This is a genomic window from Micromonospora sp. CPCC 205554, from assembly GCF_036902745.1.
In the GTDB taxonomy this organism is placed as follows: domain Bacteria; phylum Actinomycetota; class Actinomycetes; order Mycobacteriales; family Micromonosporaceae; genus Micromonospora; species Micromonospora tulbaghiae.
The window spans coordinates 39,034-54,565 of the sequence record NZ_JBAKHP010000029.1; the positions used below are offsets into that span (position 1 = coordinate 39,034).

Consider the following 15,532-nt stretch of genomic DNA (forward strand, 5'->3'; position numbering starts at 1 on the left):
TCTCGCCGCGCCCCGCGGCGCCGGTTCTGCCCGGCCGCTCGTGACGGCCCGTCGAGAACCGAGTCTTCCATGCACGGACCGCTCTCGGTGGTCGAGGTCACGCTCTCATTCCGGTACCGGGCGCCGGGGTGCGGGGTGAGGATCGGAGGTGACCGCGCCGGGTCCCCCGGCGCGACGATGTCGTGAAGGGAAAACACCGTGACCGAACGTGTCACCGCGGACATGTGGTTCGACCCGCTGTGCCCGTGGGCGTGGATCACCTCCCGTTGGCTGCTGGAGGTCGAGCAGGTCCGGGACGTGGACATCCGCTTCCACGTGATGAGCCTGTCCGTGCTCAACGACGGCCGGGAACTGCCGGAGGAGTACCGGGATCTGATGCGCGACGGCTGGGGCCCGGTGCGGGTGTGCATCGCCGTCGAGCAGGCGCACGGCGCCGAGGCGCTGGCGAAGCTCTACACCGCGATGGGCACCCGGATCCACCTCGGCAAGGAGGGCCTGGGCCGGGACATGCTGGTGGGCGCGCTCAACGACGTGGGCCTGGACCCGGCGCTCGCCGACGCGGCCGGGTCCACCCAGTACGACGAGGCGCTGCGGGCCAGCCACGAGGCGGGCATGCGGCCGGTCGGCACCGACGTGGGCACCCCGGTGATCCACGCCCCGGGTCCGGACGGCGGTCAGGTCGCCTTCTTCGGCCCGGTGATCACCCCGGCGCCGAAGGGCGAGGCGGCCGGCCGCCTCTGGGACGGCGTGCTGCTCGTCGCCGGCACCCCCGGCTTCTACGAGCTGAAGCGCACCCGGGAGCAGGGTCCGACCTTCGACTGAGCGCGGAACGTGACGCGCCCGAGCCCCGCGCCGCCCGTCACCGGGCCGGTGCGGGGCTCGTTTCACCGGGTGTCCCAGCCGACGGCCCGCGGGGCCGCAGCACGGCAGCTCCTGGAGGCGTTCCCATGGCCAAGCACCGCCGCATGTCCGACGACGCGCCGCAGCAGGCGACCGAGGACTCCGGTGCGACGTACTGGTCGGTGACCGAGAGCGACTGGCCGGCCGGCCCGGCCGAGGTGGCCGACCTGCTGGCCCCGCCGATCGTGGTCGGCGTGGCCCGGGTGGTGGCCACCTCGCGGATGACACCGCCCGGCGAGACCGTCCGGCCCGGCCGCGCGCCGTCGCGGTCCGGTGCCGCCGCCGGCGCGACGACGGTACGCCTCAACGCCGGCTCCCGCCCCGCCCCGGTGGCCCGCCGCCCGGCCCCGGGCCGGCACCGCAACTCCACCGCCTGAGCCGTCCGGGGCCCGTCGCTATCACCTGGTGGTAAGCGGGTGAGTCCGGCGGCGGCACCGATCGGGGCCCGGGTAGCGTCAGCGGACATGACGGTCGTGCATCCGATCACCCGGGCCTGGATCACCACTGGCGGCACCGGCGCGCAGAACTACGACGAGTTCGCCGACGACGCGGAGATCACCTCCATCGTCGAGGCGAATCCGCACAGCGCCCTGGGCATCGAGATGCCCCACCGGGCGCCCGGCAGCCTCGGGAAGTCCTTCCTCGACGCGCTGCCCGACGCGGTGGCGCGCCTGGCCGAGGCGAAGGCGGACGGCAGCTACACGCCGGCCGAGCAGGTGGTGGTGCTCTACCGGATCAGCGCGCCGGGCGAGGAGAGCGCGTACGGGCTGTGGGCCATGGTCGACACCGACCAGATCTCCACCCGCGCCGACGAGCCGGGCCTGGTGATCCGCAACGAGGACGTGTTCATCGCCAAGGTGCGCGAGCGCGTCGCCCTGGCCGAGGCGCTCGGTCACCTGCTCTCGCCCGTACTCCTGCTCCAGACCGGCAAGGGTGACGAGCTGCACGCCGCGCTCGCGGCGGCGACCGACGCGGCCGGCGCGCCCGCCGCGACGGACGTCGACCAGTCCGGTCGTACGCACGCGATCTGGCTGCTCGGCCCGGGCCCGGCGCAGGACGAGCTGACCGCGCTGGCCGGCGGTGGGGAACTGGTGGTCGCGGACGGCAACCACCGCAGCCTGGCCGCGCAGACCGGCGGTTTCCCGCGCTTCCTCGCGGTGGTCACCACGCCCGCGTCGGTCGCCATCCAGCCCTACAACCGGCTGGTCAGCGAGCTGACCACCACGCCGGACGAGCTGCTCGACCGGCTGCGCGCGGCGGGCGCGGAGATCACCCCGGCGGACGGGCCGGTCGACGTCCCGGCCACCGGCGGCGTCGTGCACCTCCATCTCGGCGGCCGGGGGTACGCGGTGACGCTGCCGCACGTCGGCGCCGCCCGGCTGGAGAACCTCGACCACGCGCTCGTCGAGCGCCTGCTGCTGCGCGACGCGCTGGGCCTCGACCCGGGCGACAAACGGATCACGTACGTGGGCGGCGACTACCCGGCGAGCTGGCTCGTCGGTGAGGTCGACGCCGGCCGGGCCGAGCTGGCGGTGCTCGTCGCGCCGGTGACGGTCGACGACTTCGTCGCGGTGAACCTGGCCCGGGAGAAGATGCCGCGCAAGAGCACCTGGTTCACCCCGAAGGCGCGGGCCGGCCTGGTCGTGGCCGAGCTGCCGCACTGACCGTGTGACGAATCCGCCTCCGGGCCGCCGCCCGCGCGCCGACCCGGAGGCGGGCCTGTCAGACTGCGCGGTATGCGCGTCTACCTGGGATCCGACCACGCCGGTTTCGAGTTGAAGGTGCACCTCGCCAACCACCTGGCCAAGCAGGGCTACGAGGTGGTCGACGTGGGACCGCACGTCTTCGACCCGGACGACGACTACCCGGCCTTCTGCCTGCACACCGGTGACCGGGTGGTCGGTGACCCGGGCAGCCTCGGCGTGGTGATCGGCGGCTCCGGCAACGGCGAGCAGATCGCCTCGAACAAGGTCGCGGGCGTCCGGGCGGCGCTCGCCTGGAACGTCGACACCGCCCAGCTCGCCCGCGAGCACAACGACGCCAACATCGTCGCGATCGGCGCCCGGCAGCACACGCTCGACGAGGCCACCGCGCTCGTCGAGGCGTTCCTCACCACGCCGTTCTCCGGCAACCCGCGGCACAGCCGGCGCATCGAGCAGGTGGCCGCCTACGAGCAGAGCCGCCGCCTGCCCGAGCTGCCCGCCTGAGCGGACACGTCCGGGCTCACCGCCCGTTGCGGGGCAGTTCCTCGCGCGGCACCCAGTTGCGGCGGATGAGCACCACCCGCTGTTCGGCCTCGGCGAGGTCGTCCTCGGTGGGGCGGGCCGCGTCCCGTGCCCGCAGCGCAGCCGTCACGCTCACCTGCGACGAGCCGGAGCCGACCAGCCCGCGCAGCCCGCGCTCGCCCTCCTCGGCGGGCGCGGCGGCGCGGCGTCCCCGGTGCTCCGACTCGCCCGGCCGGCCACCGCGCGCGGGCCGGGGCGTCACGTCGTCGTGTACGGGGGCGGTGCTGGCAGTGGTCCCGCCGGCGCCGGGGTCGTCGGCCGGGGTGCCGGCCTCGCCGTGATGCCGCAGCCGTCGTCGCCGTCGCTCCGCCTCACCCATCCCCCGACCGTACCGCCCCCGACCCACCCGCGCCCGGGGTCGACGGGGAGAGGGCGGGCGGGGTGGGGACGGTCAGAAGACCTCCATGGGGGAGGGGGTGCGGTGCCAGGTGAAGGCGGGCGTCAACGCGGTCAGCGTGTGCGGGATCAGCTCCTGGACGCGGCCGGCGGCGGCCAGCGCGTACGGGTTCGCGCCGCCGAGGTACAGCTCGCCGAGCGCGCGTACGTCACACGCCAGCCCGGCCGCAGCCGTGGTGGGCGTGCACTGCGCGCCGTCGCGCCCGCCGACCAGCCGCCAGCGGCCGGTGTTCTCCTTCAACAGCTCGTCGGTGACCTCGATCACCACGTCCACGTCGGCGGCGTAGCGCCGGGCGGCCAGCGCGGCCGGCACGTCCACCACCCGTACCCAGAGCGCGTCGGCGAGCTGCGGGGAGAGCTGGCGGGGTTCGTCCACCAGCCGCAGCAGCGGCTCGTCCAGGGCCGCGATCGGGAACGACAGCCGGCGGGTCAGGTCGACCGAGAGCAGCAATCGCCACAGCGCCGTGTACGCCTCGGGCGACGCCGCCACCACCTCGCCGACCTGCACCTCGGCCTGCGGCCCGGTGGCCGACGAGCTGTCCTTCGTCCGGTAGAGCGCGTACCCGTCGAGGCCGTCGGCGCCCTCGTGCAGCAGCACCCGGCGCTCGGTGGCGCCGCCCCGGTGCGCCTTGAGGTCCGCCAGCACGTACGACCACCAGCGTTCGTCGCGCCGGGACCAGCCGGGACGCTCGGCGCGGACCTGCTCGTACAGCCGGGCCAGCTCGTCCCGGTGCGCGTCCGGACGGTCCAGTCGCAGCCTGCCCTCGGCGGGCGCCGGGGCGGGCAGGCGCAGGCCGGTGGTGTCCACGGACAGCACGTAGCGCGGGGCCGCCGACCCGTAGCCGAAGCGGGGGTAGATGCGTCCCTCGCTGGCCCAGAGCACCGCGATCGGTTCCCGGCCGGCGTCGCGGACGTCCCGCAGCTGGCGCCGCATCAGCGTGGTGAGCAGGCCGCGCCGCCGGTGCGTCGGCGCGACCGCGACCATCGTCACGTGCGCGGCCGGCACGTCCGCGCCCGGCACCGCGAGCTCGCGGCTGAAGGCGGCGGCGTGGGCCACCGCCGTGCCGCCGTCGCGGACCAGCAGCGACCGGTCCGGCTCGAAGATCGGGCGTTCCAGCGCCTGCACCTCGGGGTCGAGATCGCCGTGGAAGGCCAGCGCCAGCAGCGCCGCGATGTCGTCGAAGTCCTCGGCCCGGGATGTCAGCACGTCAGTCACGGCACGTGTGTATCGCACCGCGACGGGGGTCGGCACCCTATTTGCGGGCTGGCTACCCTCGGAACGGAGGCCGGTACCGGTCGAGGGGGAGGACGGAAGATGGCGGACCAGACACAGCCGTGGGCCGAGCGCACCGTGGAGGTGCCGCCCCAGCCGGGGGTGGTGCCCCCGCAGCGGGACGCGTTCCAGCGCGGGGTGGCGGCGGTCGGTCAGCCGCGCCCGTCGCGTACGCCGCGCACCGAGCAGTTCCCCACCGTCGAGCAGCACGGCGACTGGGCGGCGGAGCCGGCGCCGCGCCGGCCGATGAGCTGGCACCTGGCCCAGGCGCGCAAGGGCGGCGAGCTGAGCGCCGCCGGGGCGCTGTTCGCGTTCGTGTGCTGGGGCATCTGGGCGATCTCCGGCCGGGGCAACCTGGTCGCGCCGCTGCTCACGTTCGTGCTCAGCCTGCTCACCGCGGTCGGCCTGTTCGCGCTGGCCCGGCTGCTCGGCCGGCTGATCCTGGAGCGGCAGTTCGGCCGGGTGCGCCGCAGCGCCAAGGGCGCCCACCTCGTCACCGCGTTGTTCCTGGTCGGCGTCGGTGTGGCGTATCTGCAGCAGACCGAGTGGGTGGTCTCCGCCTGGAACTGGGTGACCGGCAACTGAGCCGATCGGTCGTCCGTCCGGTACGCGCCGGACGGACGACCCGGGGCGCCGCCGTCAGAAGGTCGTCGGGGCGCCGGCCGTCCGGCAGGCGGCGTTGATGTCCTTGCTGGCCTTCTCCATGGCGGGGTTGTCGGCGGCGGTGCCCGGGTCGGCGGCCGAGCCCGCCTTGCCGGCCTCCGCGCCGAACTCCTTCAGGGCGGTGGCCGCCTTGCCGTCGCCGGCGGTCCCGGCCAGCTTGGTCACCCGGTCGCCGAGTTCGGTCAGGATCGCGCCGGTCTGCTTCGTCAGGTCGCCGCCCCCCTGCACGACGGCCATGAGCTTCGTCCGCATGTCCTTGTTGATCTTCTCTGCGGCGGTGCAGAGGTCCTTGTCACTCACGGCGGCGGCCGACGGCGAGGGAGCCGCCGTGGAGGGGACGGCGGAGGCCGAGGTGGCCGCCGGCCCGGCCGTGGTCGAGGGCTTCTCGTCACCGCACGCGGCGAGGCCCAGCACGGCGCAGGTCAGGAGGATCGGGAAGATCCGGTTGGTTTTCACGCCTGCGCACGCTAGCCGACGGCCGTCATTGATCAAACTCGGTTTGCCCGGGCCGGCCCCGGGATGCGCGGGCGGGCGGCATCCGTGCCGCCCGCCCGCGTGCCCGGCCGCGGTACGCCGCGACACCGGTCGTCGCTCCACCAGGACCGTACTGCCTTACCCCGCCCCACGGGCTTCATCCGTCGCCCGTTGGGCTGAGCGGTCACCGCTGCTCGTCGGCCTTCGGCGACGCGACGCGGGCCGCCGGGTCCTCGACGCCCGGCTCGCCGCCACCGGGCGCCACCATTCCGTCGTAGTTGTAGACCACGCCGTCGTCGCCGTGCTGCTTGGTGGTCCGGATGTAGCGGTGGATCATGCCGTCGATCTCGATCTCCACCAGGGCCTTGCCGTCCGTGTCCTGGCTGCTGCCGTCGCGGGGACCGCCGACCAGGTACGCCTTCGTGTTCGTCTCCATGTGCCCGCCCTACCCCCGTCCGGGCCGCCGGAAACGGCCGGGCCGGCGACCGCCCACCGCCGTGAGCGGCCGTTCAGCGAGCCGGGGCGTGCTTCCGGCGCACCGGACCCGCCCGGCCGTCGTGCCGGCCCGGCGTCGCGGAGCAGCATGACGGCATGGGCGCGTATCGATCAGCGTACGAGCGGAGCATCGCCGACCCGGCCGGCTTCTGGCGGGACGCGGCGGCCGACATCGACTGGGTCGTCCCGCCGGAGCGCATCCTCGACGACTCGGCGGCGCCGCTGTACCGCTGGTTCCCCGACGGGGTGCTGAACACCTGCCACAACGCGCTGGACCGGCACGTCGCCGCCGGGCGTGGTGACCAGGCCGCGCTGATCCACGACAGCCCGGTGACCGGCACGGTCCGCACCCTCACCTACGCCGAACTGCTCGCCGAGACCGCTCGGTTCGCCGGTGCGCTGCGCCGTCTCGGCGTCGGCCGGGGCGACCGGGTGCTGCTCTACCTGGCGATGGTCCCGGAGGCGGTGGTCGCCATGCTGGCGTGCGCCCGGATCGGCGCGGTGCACTCCGTGGTGTTCGGCGGGTTCGCCGCGCACGAACTGGCCGTCCGGATCGACGACGCGCGGCCGAAGGTGGTGGTGGCCACCTCCTGCGGCATCGAGGCCGACCGGGTGGTGCCGTACCACCCGATCCTCGCCGCCGCGCTCGACGAGGCCGCGCACGCGCCGGAGCGCTGCGTGGTGGTGCAGCGCCCGCAGGAGCCGGCCCCGCTCGTGCCCGGCCGCGACCTCACCTGGGACGAGGTGATGGCGGACGCGGAACCGGTGCCGTGCGAGCCGGTGGCCGCCACGGACCCGCTCTACGTCCTCTACACCTCCGGCACCACCGGCCGGCCCAAGGGCGTGGTGCGGGACAACGGCGGGCACGCGGTGGCGCTGCGCTGGTCGATGCGCAACGTCTACGGCATCGAGCCGGGCGAGGTCTTCTGGGCCGCCTCCGACGTGGGCTGGGTGGTCGGCCACTCCTACATCGTGTACGCGCCGCTGCTCACCGGCGCGACCACTGTGCTCTACGAAGGCAAGCCGGTCGGCACCCCCGACGCCGGGGCGTTCTGGCGGGTCGCCGCCGAGCACCGGGTGGCCGCGCTGTTCACCGCGCCCACCGCGATCCGGGCGATCCGCCGCCAGGACCCGGACGGCGCGCACATCACCCGGTACGACCTGGGCGCGCTGCGCACCCTCTTCCTCGCCGGTGAGCGGCTGGACCCGGACACCTGGGCCTGGGCGGGGGCGCGGCTCGGCGTACCCGTGGTGGACAACTGGTGGCAGACGGAGACCGGCTGGCCGGTGGCGGCCAACCCGCGCGGCCTGGAGCCGCTGCCGATCAAGCCCGGGTCGCCGTCGGTGCCGGTGCCCGGCTACGACGTGCGCGTGGTCGACGGCGCGGGCCGGGACGTGCCGCCGGGCGCGGACGGCTCGATCGTGATCCGGCTGCCGCTGCCGCCCGGCTGCCTGCCCACGCTCTGGGGCGACGACGAGCGGTTCGTCCGCTCCTACCTGTCCAGGTTCCCCGGCCACTACCTGACCGGTGACGGCGGCCGGTTCGACGAGGACGGCTACCTGTACGTGATGGGCCGCACCGACGACGTCATCAACGTGGCCGGCCACCGCCTGTCCACCGGCGCGATGGAGGAGGTCCTGGCGACGCACCCGGCGGTGGCCGAGTGCGCGGTGATCGGGGTGGCCGACGCGCTGAAGGGGCAGGTGCCCAGCGGGTACGTGGTGCTCAAGGCCGGCGCCGACGTGGACCCGGACGCGCTCGCCGCCGAGCTGGTCGCGCTGGTCCGGCAGCGGATCGGCCCGGTGGCCGCGTTCCGCCGGGTGACAGTGGTGCCGGCGCTGCCGAAGACCCGCTCCGGGAAGATCCTGCGGCGCACCATGCGGGGCCTGGTGGAGGGGCGCGACGAGCCGGTTCCGGCGACCATCGACGACCCGGGCGCGCTCGCCGTCTTCCGTGACCTCGGCACCCCGAACTGACGCGACCCGGAACGGTCCCGGCAGGACGAGCCGGGCGGGCTGACGCGGTCCCCGGCCGGACTCCACCGGCCGGGGACCGCCTGCGGTCAGCGCCGGACCGGGTTGCCGGCGGCGTAGTCGCGGGCGACCCGCACGAGTTCCACCAGGCCGCCGGCGTACTCCTGCGCCTCGGCGTGCGCCTCGTCGAACGGCGGCTGGAAGCCGACGCCCTCCCACCGGCCGGTGGCCTCGTTCCACCTGTCGTTGCCGACTTCGAAGTCCCAGGCGAAGATGCCCAGCTCGTAGTAGAGCTGGTCGGCCGAGTTGCCGGCCGCCGAGTAGAGCACGTCGGCGACCGGGCCGGTCTGCGACGGCCAGGTGACGGTGCCGCGCTCGGCCGCGATCGCGCCGACGATGCGCCGCGCGCTGCCCAGGAACAGCGTCGACTCGTCGATCGACGGGCGCGGCAGCGTCACCCGCCCGTCGGCCTTGTACGCCCCGGGCGGCCACATGAAGTAGCCGCCGTACGAGTGCACGTTCATCGCGAACTTGATGTTCGGATGGGCCTTGGCCAGGTCGATCACGTTGCGGCTCTCCGGCTCGGACAGTTCCGCAGTGCCCGCGTAGTTGCCGGACAGACAGTTCGTGCTCGCGCCCACGTACCCGTCGAACAGGGAGCCGACGGTGTAGTTGCGGTTGACGTCGACGCCCCAGCTGGTGCGGTACTTCGGGTCGCGGGCGGCCCCGGTGCAGTGGTTGACCAGGTTCTTGCGCTGGAAGTTGTAGTCGTGGAACGAGTAGTTCGCGCCGTCCGGGTTGACGGTCGGGACGACGAACACGTCCACCTGCTCCAGCAGCTTGCGAGTCGCCGCGTCGGTTCGCGCGTTCGCCAGCAGCCGCTCGGCGAACTCCAGCGTCACGAGCGGGGTGGCCCACTCGCGGGCGTGCTCCTGCGAGTACGCCAGCACGCCGATCCGGGAGCCGTCGCGGTGCTTGCCGATCCGCAGCGCCTGCACCGTCCACGGCCGGGCCGGCACCTCGGTGCCCTGCAACCCGTCGTCGAGGCGTACCGGCCCGGTGACCGGCATCGGCAGGCCGGCCGAGCCGTCCTCCACTGTGGCCCGGAAGCGGGCGCCCCGCGGGGCGTTGATCAGGGCGGCGACGTCGTCGGTGGTGCTCGTGACCTTGCCCGCGCGGTCGGTGGCCAGCGAGACGGTGAGCACCCGGTCCCGGTAGCGCATGCTCAGCGGCCGGTTCGGCCGGCCCGGGTCGACGGTGCGCACCTGTACGCCGTTCATGCCCTGGTCACCGAAGCGGACCGACTCGACCACGACGGCGGCGGCCGCCGGGTCGCCCAGGTAGGCGGCGGCGTTGCGGCGGTAGCCCTGGGTCTTGTTCGGCAGGTCGATCACGTCGACCAGGTCGCGGTACTGGCGGCCGAGCCGGGCGATGCGCGCCTCGATGTCCACGGGCGTCAGGTACGCGTCGATGAAGTCCTTCTGGTAGCCGGCCGGCTGCGGCGGCGGGGTCGCGTTCGGCCAGAGCGACGGCGTCACCGGACGGCTCGTGCCGCCCAGCGTGGAGGTGGCGGTGAGCTGCACCGGCCGGCTCGGCACCGGCTGCGGCAGCGCGTAGTGGTACTGGTACTCGCCCGAGTCCTCGAAGCGGTACAGCGGGAAGGATCCGGTGGCGCCGTCGGCGGTCCGCCAGGTGACAGTGATCTCGACGTCCGGGTCGTCGGTGGCGGTGGTGGCGACCTGGGCCTGGAGGAACGTCCGGCCGCCGGTGGTCCACCAGTACGCCTGGAGGAACTGGAGCGTGTCGACAGCGGCGGCGCCGCTCGTACGCAGCCCGGCGCGGGTGCGGTCCTGTGCGGCGCGGCGGCTCTCGGCCAGGTGCCGGGCCCCGTCGTCGGCGCGCTGCACCACCTGTACGGCGGTGGCCCCCTGCCGGGTGAGGTCGGCGAGCTGCCGTCCGGTGAGGACCAGGTCGGCGATCAACGCGCCGTCGCGGGAGCGGGGACGGTTGGCCAGGTCGGCGCCACCGGCGACCAGGCGGTCGAGCTGCGCCCGGTCGGCGAGTTGCACGCGGACCAGAGCGGTCTCGGTGGGGGCGAGCGTGATCGCGGGGGAGGGCGGTGCGGCGGCGCCCGGCCCGGGATGGGCCAGCGCCGCGGCGATCAGGATGCTGGTGGTGGCGAGTGCGGTCCACCGTCGTCGGACGAACACGGGGCCTCCTGACGAACGTCGATCTCTCTGCCGTTCACACCAGCCGAGGCATCGATCGCTGTCAAGCTCACTTCCGGTCAGCCGGCGAACCGGTACAGCCGGAACTCCTTGTCCGCGCCGCAGACCAGCATCTCGGTGTTCCACGAGCACGACTCGCTGCGGATCTGCTTGAGCTGCCCCATCTCGACCGGCTTGCCGTCCACCGCCGTCCCGGCGAGGACGCGGTCGTCCTCGTACGCGCTCGGCGCCTCGGAGAAGATCAGCAGGTTGCCGGCGTCCAGCCGGACCGCCACTCCGTCCCGGTCGCGCAGCACCGCCGTGCCGTCCGGCGCGAACAGCGTCACCGCGTCCGGCGAGTCCCGCCCGGCCAGCACGTGCTCACCGACCGGCACGAGCGACTCGGCGCGCGGCGCCGCCCACTGCCGGGTGCCCTCACCCTCGGTCGCCGCCACCACCCGGGTGTCGTCGGCGCCGCCGCCGGGCGTCTCCAGCAGACACACGCGGCGTTCCCCGCAGGTGACGAGATCCTTCACCCGGCCGCCCTGCTCCGGCGCCTCGTACAGCACGCTCGGCGTGCCGAGGCTACCCAGGTCGTACGCGAGCAGCCGCAGGCCACGATCGTTCTCCGCCACGTACAGCCGGTCGTCGCGGGCGGCCATCGGATCGTCGAGGCCGGCCATGTTGCCCCGCTCCTTGAGGACCTTGCCGCTGCGCATGTCCAGGACCCGGACCGACCGGTCCGCGCCGACCTGCACGAGCCGGTCCGCCTTCCCCGCCCACGGGGCGAGCGGCGAGCCCTCGGCGTTCCCGGGCCCGTCCAGCGCCGCGCCGGTGCCGACCGGCACCACCTTCGTGCGCGCGTCGCCGTACTCGGTGCGCGGATTGCGCTGCTCCCACCGCTGCCTGCCGTCGTCCAGCCGCAGCCCGACCAGGCGCTCGCCGGTGCGGTCCAGCCGGACCACCGTGTCGGGTCCGAGGTACAGGGTGTCGTCGCGGCCGACGTCGGTCCGCCAGCGCTGCTCGCCGGAGTCGCCGTCGAGCACCGCGAGCACGCGCGGGGTGTCGCTGCCGGTGGCGTCGCCGAGGACGAGCAGCCCGTCGGGCAGCGCCCGGATCCCCGCCCACCGCTGCGCGCTCGCGTCGGTCCGCTGCTCCCAGACCGTCTTCCCGGTGGCCGCCTCGACGGCCGTCACGTGGAGATGGTCGTCGGGCAGCGAACGGACCAGGTAGGCGCGTTCCCCGAGCGTCGCGGTGAACATCTGATCCGGCCGCGTGTCACCGGCGGCCACCGTCGTCACCAGCTCGGCGGTGTGGAAGTCCAGCGCCGGGTGCCGGTCCCGGAACACCCAGAGCAGCACCGCCGCCGCCACGGCGACGACCACGAGACCCGCGCCGAGCGCGACCCACCGGCCGCGCCGTGGCCCGCCGCCGCCGGGCCGGGCACCGCCCGGCGCGGGGGAGAAGGGCGCCCCGGGTACGCCGGGCTGCCAGCCGCCGCCGGGCGAGGGCGGCGGCATCCCGGGTACGCCGGGTCCGGCGTGGTGCGCGGCGGGCACTGCCCCCGGCGGCACGAAACCGGGGGCGGCCGGAGTGCCGTCGTACCTCGGGTGCGGAACCGGGCCTCCGGCGAGCGGCGTGCTGTCGTACCTCGTGGGGGACGTCGGTGGGACGGGCCCGTCGGCGACCAGCGTGCCGTGCGGACCGGCGGGCGCCGCGTCCGCTCCGCCGAGCGGTGCGGTCGGGTTCGGCATCGCCGCGGGGACCGTTGCCGCGCCGGCGTCCGCAGCCGGCGCGGGCCGGGTGGGCGCGGGTCCGGTCGACTCGGGCCAGGTCGGCGCGGGCGGTGCCGACGCCGGGTGGGCGGGCACGGCGGGACGGCCGGACCGCCGGGGCAGCGGCAGGTCGGTGAGCGCGCCCTCGGCGACCGGCATCTCCGGCTGTTCCAGCACCGTCGGCGCGATGCCCAGCTCGGCGTGCAGCAGCCGGGCCACGAGCGGCACCCGCGTCGACCCGCCGACCAGGAACAGGCCGGAGAGCTGCTCGGGGCGCAGCCCGGCGGCGGCGGTCACCTCCCGGGTCTCCGTCACCGCCCGGGCCAGCAGCGGTGCGGCCAGGCGTTCGAAGTCCTCCCGGGACAGCGGGACCGCCGCCTCCACCCCCGGCACGGCCACCGGCGCCACCATGGCCCGGGACAGCATCTCCTTGGCGCCGCGCACGTTGTCCCAGAGCTGCTGGCGGTCCCGCCGCTCGGCGGTGGTCGCCGGGTCGGTCAGCCGCGCCCACTCGCGCGGATGGGCCGGGCCGACCAGCTCGCCGAGCCGCCCGAGCAGGGCCGCGTCCAGGTCGAGCCCGCCGAGGTCCGGGATCCCGCCGGTGGCGACCAGCTGGAAGCCGGAGTCGCCCCACGGGTCGGCGCCCTCGTTGCGCAGCACCGCCACGTCGAGCGTGCCGCCGCCGAAGTCGAACACCGCCACCGCACCGCCCACCGGCACCGGCCGGCGCAGCACCTGCGTGAAGTAGCGCGCGGCGGCCACCGGCTCGCGCAGCAGGCGGGTGCCGGGCGCGATCGGCCCGGCCATCGTGTGCTCGGCCGCGGCCGGCCAGCCGGCGAGTTCCAGCGCGTCGTGCAGCACCTGACGGCGGGCCGGCGTCCATGCCGCCGGGTGGGTGACCACCGCCGGGGGCAGCATCCCGACCGCCGCCACCGCCGCGTCCGCGACCGCGCGCAGCGTCGCGGCCAGCAGCTCCGCCGGCCGGTACGCCCGCCCGCCCAGCTCCACCGTCTCCTCGTCGACCCGGCGCTTCGGGTTCGGCTCGTAGCCGGCCGGGTCGGCCTGGGCCAGGCGCTGCGCGTCCCGCCCGACGTGCAGGTGACCGTCCGCGTCGGCGTGGACGCCGGACGGCAGGATCGGGTGGCCGTCGACGAGGACCGGCCGGGTCCGCCCGTCGGGCCAGCGAAGCACCGCCACGGTGTTCGAGGTGCCGAGGTCCACGCCGAGGGCGAAACCGTCCTGCTGGCCTGCCATCCGCGGCTACCTCCACCACCCGACGAGGATGTCCGGCCCGCATCGTACGCAGCCCGCGCCGCCGCGCCGCCCACCCGGCCCGGGAATGGACTGGCCGGTACGGCCCCCGGCCGCATACCGTCGCCGTCATGAGGTGATCTCCGTCAACGTGGGCCGACCGCAACCGAACCCGTGGAAGGGGATCGGGGCCACCGGCATCGACAAGCGGCCCGTGGACGGTCGCGTCGCCGTCACCGCGCCCGGCCCCAAGGGCACCGGCGACGTCGGGCTCGCCGGTGACCGGGTCTACGACGTGGCCCACCACGGCGGCACCGACCAGGCGGTCTACGCGTACGCGCGGGAGGACCTCGACCACTGGGAGGCCGAGCTGGGCCGCCCGCTCGCCGACGGCAGCTTCGGCGAGAACCTGACCACCACCGGGCTGGACGTCAACGGCGCGCTGATCGGCGAGCGGTGGCGGATCGGGCCGGAACTGGTGCTGGAGGTCTCCTGCCCGCGCATCCCGTGCGGCACGTTCCAGGGTTGGCTGGGCGAACGCGGCTGGATCAAGCGGTTCACCGAGGAGGTACGGCCCGGCGCGTACCTGCGGGTGGTCACGCCGGGCAGCGTCGGCGCCGGAGACCCGGTCGAGGTCGTGCACCGGCCGGACCACGACGTGACGGTGGCGCTGGTGTTCCGGGCCACGACACTGGAGACGGAGCTGCTGCCCCGGCTGCTGGTCGCCGACGCGCTCCCCGAGGAGGACATGGCGCGGATCCGCCGCCGCTTGACCTGAACCGCACTTCAGGTCGGACGCTTCCCGTTGTGCTGAACTCCGTACTCGACGAGGCGTACGAGCGCGTACGCCACACCGGTCCCGAGCGCGACGGGTGGCTGTCCAACCACGTGCCGATGGCGGCCGAGGCGCTGGTGCGCCACGGCCACGGGCGGGCCGTGCACCGCTGGATCGACGCGTACTCCGACCGGCTGGAGGAACGCCCGCGCGGCATCCGGCGCATCGCCGCCGACGAGTGGCGTGACCCGCTCGGCGACCCGGTGCGTACCGGCGACTGGCTCGACTTCTTCGACCGCGAGCTGGCCGGCGAGCCGTGGCGCGACGTGCTGGCCCGCTGGTGGCCGCGCCTGCTGCCGGGCATCGCCGCCGGGGCCACCCACGGCGTCATCCGCGTCGGGCACGCCGTGCGCGCGCTGCTCGACGCCGAGACCGCACCGCGCGTGACCGAACTCGGCCAGGGGCTCGCCTACTGGGCCGCCCGCTGGCAGCCGCTCGCCCCGCCCGGCGCCGGACCGTACCCCGGAACCGACGCCCGGTCCGCGCTCGACGCGGTGCCGCGCGTACCCGATCAGCGGTTCGGCATCCGGTCCCGCCTGGCGCAGCTGGCCGACCTGGACCGGTGGCCGGCCGCCGCGGCGGCCGTGCCCGGCGACGCCGCAGACGACGTGGCCACCCGGCTCGGCGCGGTCGTCGACGCCGCGGTGATCCGGCACGGCACCCACGGGTACGCCAGCCCCGTGATGCTCGTGCACGCCGCCACCGCGCCGAACGCCGTCCTGCGTACCCTGCCGGCCCTGCCGACGTCGCTGTGGCACCCGGGCCTGGCCGCCGCCTGGGCGGCGACCGCCGCCGTCACCGCGGCCTACGCCCCGGCCGAGGCCCGTGCCCTCCCGCCGGCCGCCGCGCCGGAACCCGACGAGGTCATGGCGCGGGCGCTGGACACCGGGGACGCGCACGCGATCAAATTCATCGACACCCTGAGCGACGCGTACGCCCGCAGCGGCGACCCGGCCCTGCTCGCCGTGGCCGCCCGATCCGTCGAGCAGATCGCCGCCGACTGA

14 protein-coding genes are annotated in these 15,532 nt (G+C 75.2%); 8 read left to right on the plus strand and 6 right to left on the minus strand.

The genetic code is table 11. The features are described 5' to 3' along the window. The first annotated feature begins 198 nt into the window (after window positions 1–198). The 4 genes from V6U82_RS26330 (at window position 199) to V6U82_RS26345 (ending at window position 3,107) form a co-directional block, all read left to right on the plus strand. A complete protein-coding gene (locus V6U82_RS26330; protein ID WP_128138272.1) occupies window positions 199–822 on the plus strand; it encodes a mycothiol-dependent nitroreductase Rv2466c family protein in 624 nt (207 codons plus the stop codon). Window positions 823–947: 125 nt separating this feature from the next. After that, entirely contained in the window at window positions 948–1,277 is a 330-nt protein-coding gene (locus V6U82_RS26335; protein WP_128138271.1) for a hypothetical protein, read from the plus strand. A gap of 87 nt (window positions 1,278–1,364) precedes the next feature. Further along, window positions 1,365–2,564, plus strand: coding sequence for a DUF1015 family protein (locus V6U82_RS26340; protein ID WP_128138270.1), 1,200 nt, complete (start codon window positions 1,365–1,367; stop codon window positions 2,562–2,564). A gap of 72 nt (window positions 2,565–2,636) precedes the next feature. Continuing rightward, the gene (locus tag V6U82_RS26345) at window positions 2,637–3,107 is read left to right on the plus strand and encodes a ribose-5-phosphate isomerase (RefSeq protein ID WP_120573590.1); all 471 of its coding nucleotides are present in this window, start codon (window positions 2,637–2,639) and stop codon (window positions 3,105–3,107) included. Window positions 3,108–3,123: 16 nt separating this feature from the next. Here V6U82_RS26345 and V6U82_RS26350 read toward each other — a convergent pair whose 3' ends face one another. Both V6U82_RS26350 and V6U82_RS26355 read right to left on the minus strand, forming a co-directional pair. Next, on the minus strand, window positions 3,124–3,504 hold the full coding sequence (locus V6U82_RS26350) for a hypothetical protein (RefSeq protein WP_334465603.1): 381 nt from the start codon (window positions 3,502–3,504) through the stop codon (window positions 3,124–3,126). A gap of 72 nt (window positions 3,505–3,576) precedes the next feature. Next, window positions 3,577–4,797, minus strand: a complete 1,221-nt coding sequence (locus tag V6U82_RS26355) for a GNAT family N-acetyltransferase (protein WP_334465605.1) — start codon at window positions 4,795–4,797, stop codon at window positions 3,577–3,579. 99 nt (window positions 4,798–4,896) lie between these two features. On the opposite strand from V6U82_RS26355, the gene V6U82_RS26360 reads away from it, so the two are divergent. Next, the gene (locus V6U82_RS26360) at window positions 4,897–5,439 is read left to right on the plus strand and encodes a hypothetical protein (protein ID WP_121683221.1); all 543 of its coding nucleotides are present in this window, start codon (window positions 4,897–4,899) and stop codon (window positions 5,437–5,439) included. A 54-nt stretch (window positions 5,440–5,493) separates the two neighbouring features. On the opposite strand, the gene V6U82_RS26365 is transcribed toward V6U82_RS26360, so the two are convergent. Both V6U82_RS26365 and V6U82_RS26370 read right to left on the minus strand, forming a co-directional pair. After that, entirely contained in the window at window positions 5,494–5,973 is a 480-nt protein-coding gene (locus V6U82_RS26365) for a hypothetical protein (protein ID WP_334465609.1), read from the minus strand. A gap of 202 nt (window positions 5,974–6,175) precedes the next feature. Then, a complete protein-coding gene (locus tag V6U82_RS26370) occupies window positions 6,176–6,427 on the minus strand; it encodes a hypothetical protein (protein ID WP_128137872.1) in 252 nt (83 codons plus the stop codon). Between the two features lie 155 nt (window positions 6,428–6,582). Here V6U82_RS26370 and V6U82_RS26375 point away from each other — a divergent pair, with 155 nt between their 5' ends. After that, window positions 6,583–8,463, plus strand: coding sequence for a propionyl-CoA synthetase (locus V6U82_RS26375; RefSeq protein ID WP_334465612.1), 1,881 nt, complete (start codon window positions 6,583–6,585; stop codon window positions 8,461–8,463). 86 nt (window positions 8,464–8,549) lie between these two features. On the opposite strand, the gene V6U82_RS26380 is transcribed toward V6U82_RS26375, so the two are convergent. Together V6U82_RS26380 and V6U82_RS26385 are read right to left on the minus strand one after the other, a co-directional pair. Further along, window positions 8,550–10,670 (minus strand): M14 family zinc carboxypeptidase, encoded by a 2,121-nt coding sequence (locus tag V6U82_RS26380; protein WP_334465614.1) that lies wholly within the window; start codon window positions 10,668–10,670, stop codon window positions 8,550–8,552. Between the two features lie 77 nt (window positions 10,671–10,747). Continuing rightward, the gene (locus V6U82_RS26385; RefSeq protein ID WP_334465617.1) at window positions 10,748–13,696 is read right to left on the minus strand and encodes an Hsp70 family protein; all 2,949 of its coding nucleotides are present in this window, start codon (window positions 13,694–13,696) and stop codon (window positions 10,748–10,750) included. Window positions 13,697–13,781: 85 nt separating this feature from the next. Here V6U82_RS26385 and V6U82_RS26390 point away from each other — a divergent pair, with 85 nt between their 5' ends. Both V6U82_RS26390 and V6U82_RS26395 read left to right on the plus strand, forming a co-directional pair. After that, the gene (locus V6U82_RS26390) at window positions 13,782–14,471 is read left to right on the plus strand and encodes an MOSC domain-containing protein (protein ID WP_334465697.1); all 690 of its coding nucleotides are present in this window, start codon (window positions 13,782–13,784) and stop codon (window positions 14,469–14,471) included. A 29-nt stretch (window positions 14,472–14,500) separates the two neighbouring features. Then, window positions 14,501–15,532, plus strand: coding sequence for a questin oxidase family protein (locus tag V6U82_RS26395; protein ID WP_334465620.1), 1,032 nt, complete (start codon window positions 14,501–14,503; stop codon window positions 15,530–15,532).

Coding starts and splice junctions, on each gene's coding strand:
- V6U82_RS26335 (WP_128138271.1), top strand. CDS start 948: ATGGCCAAGCACCGCCGCATGTCCGACGACGCGCCGCAGCAGGCGACC.
- V6U82_RS26340 (WP_128138270.1), top strand. CDS start 1,365: ATGACGGTCGTGCATCCGATCACCCGGGCCTGGATCACCACTGGCGGC.
- V6U82_RS26345 (WP_120573590.1), top strand. CDS start 2,637: ATGCGCGTCTACCTGGGATCCGACCACGCCGGTTTCGAGTTGAAGGTG.
- V6U82_RS26350 (WP_334465603.1), bottom strand. CDS start 3,504: ATGGGTGAGGCGGAGCGACGGCGACGACGGCTGCGGCATCACGGCGAG.
- V6U82_RS26360 (WP_121683221.1), top strand. CDS start 4,897: ATGGCGGACCAGACACAGCCGTGGGCCGAGCGCACCGTGGAGGTGCCG.
- V6U82_RS26370 (WP_128137872.1), bottom strand. CDS start 6,427: ATGGAGACGAACACGAAGGCGTACCTGGTCGGCGGTCCCCGCGACGGC.
- V6U82_RS26375 (WP_334465612.1), top strand. CDS start 6,583: ATGGGCGCGTATCGATCAGCGTACGAGCGGAGCATCGCCGACCCGGCC.
- V6U82_RS26385 (WP_334465617.1), bottom strand. CDS start 13,696: ATGGCAGGCCAGCAGGACGGTTTCGCCCTCGGCGTGGACCTCGGCACC.
- V6U82_RS26390 (WP_334465697.1), top strand. CDS start 13,782: ATGGACTGGCCGGTACGGCCCCCGGCCGCATACCGTCGCCGTCATGAG.